At 58.7% G+C, this 1,072-nt stretch carries 2 protein-coding genes; both read right to left on the reverse strand.

All coding sequences use genetic code 11. The features are described from left to right. Positions 1-369: 369 nt before the first annotated feature. A complete protein-coding gene (locus NW827_RS04770) occupies positions 370-828 on the reverse strand; it encodes a hypothetical protein (RefSeq protein WP_414503391.1) in 459 nt (152 codons plus the stop codon). 10 nt (positions 829-838) lie between these two features. Next, positions 839-961: a hypothetical protein gene (locus NW827_RS04775; protein ID WP_414403979.1), complete on the reverse strand. Its 123-nt coding sequence runs from the start codon at positions 959-961 to the stop codon at positions 839-841. Positions 962-1,072 lie beyond the last annotated feature (111 nt).

Here is a 1,072-nt window from a genome sequence, read left to right on the forward strand (position 1 = left end):
AGATCCGCAAAGGAGCAGCCCTCAACGCCATTCAAATTGCCGAGCTGCTTTTGAAGGACTAGTTCACCACCACTGTCCAAGTAACAGGCCCAGCCTGAACAGGAGCCGCCTCCGTGCTGTTCAACGTGACAGAGGGGTTGGGGTAAGAGTAGGTGCCGGCTGGTGTCAAGGCTACCGCGGTCTTGACAGGAATAGTGACTGTGCAGGTTCCGCCTACAGCCACTGACCCTCCGGTGAATTGAATGGTGTTCCCCCCCACAGTAGCTGTGAGAGTGGGGGAGCCGCAGGAAGGTGTAGGAGTCGGCGCACCAGCAACCTGCAAACCCCCAGACGGCGCTCCCGGCAAGGTGTGGCTAAAGCTCACGCCGGTCAGGCGTTGTTGATGATGGTAAAGGTGAGCGTTCCAGTGCCGGTAACAGGGGCTGGGCCAATTGGTCCAAGCGGGTTAGGAGAAAAGGCCATGGTAAAGGTGGGAGCTGGCACCGTTACCGTCAGGTTGATAGCAGCAGCGGTAGCATTGGGCGCCTGGTTGCTGCTGAGGACTACCGCTGGGCTGGTCAGGGATCCCGCTGTGGTGGCCGTAACTTGAAGGTCTAGGCTGATGGTGCAACTGGCGTTAGCTGCTAACGAACCGTTGACCAGCAAGATGGAATTTGCTCCTGGCGGAGCGGCCACCGTCCCGCCGCAGCCGTTGTTCAAGTTATTGGGAGTGGCGACAATTAAGCCGGCAGGTAGCGGATCGGAGAAAGAGAGGCCGGTCAGCGGCAGGGCGGCTGTGTTGGTAATTGTGTAGGTCAGGGTTGTTTTGGCGGTGGGGCCGGCAGCCACTGAGGTGGGGCTAAATGCCTTGGCAAAAGTCGGAGCAGTCGGAGCCGGTGTTGGTGTGGGTGTTGGCGTGGGTGTCGGCAATATCGTCGTTCCGCTGCTTCCGCCGCCGCAGCAGCCGGCTAGCCCCAAGCAAACCCCTCCCAGACTACAAGAGTGGCAATTGCTGTTTTCCTCAGCTCAGTTCCAGAGGGCCTAGCACCAAGACGAGTTTATTGAAAGTGACGAAAAACATTGACACCTAGGT

The organism is Synechococcus sp. H70.1, from assembly GCF_047502705.1.
Taxonomy (GTDB): domain Bacteria; phylum Cyanobacteriota; class Cyanobacteriia; order Thermostichales; family Thermostichaceae; genus Thermostichus.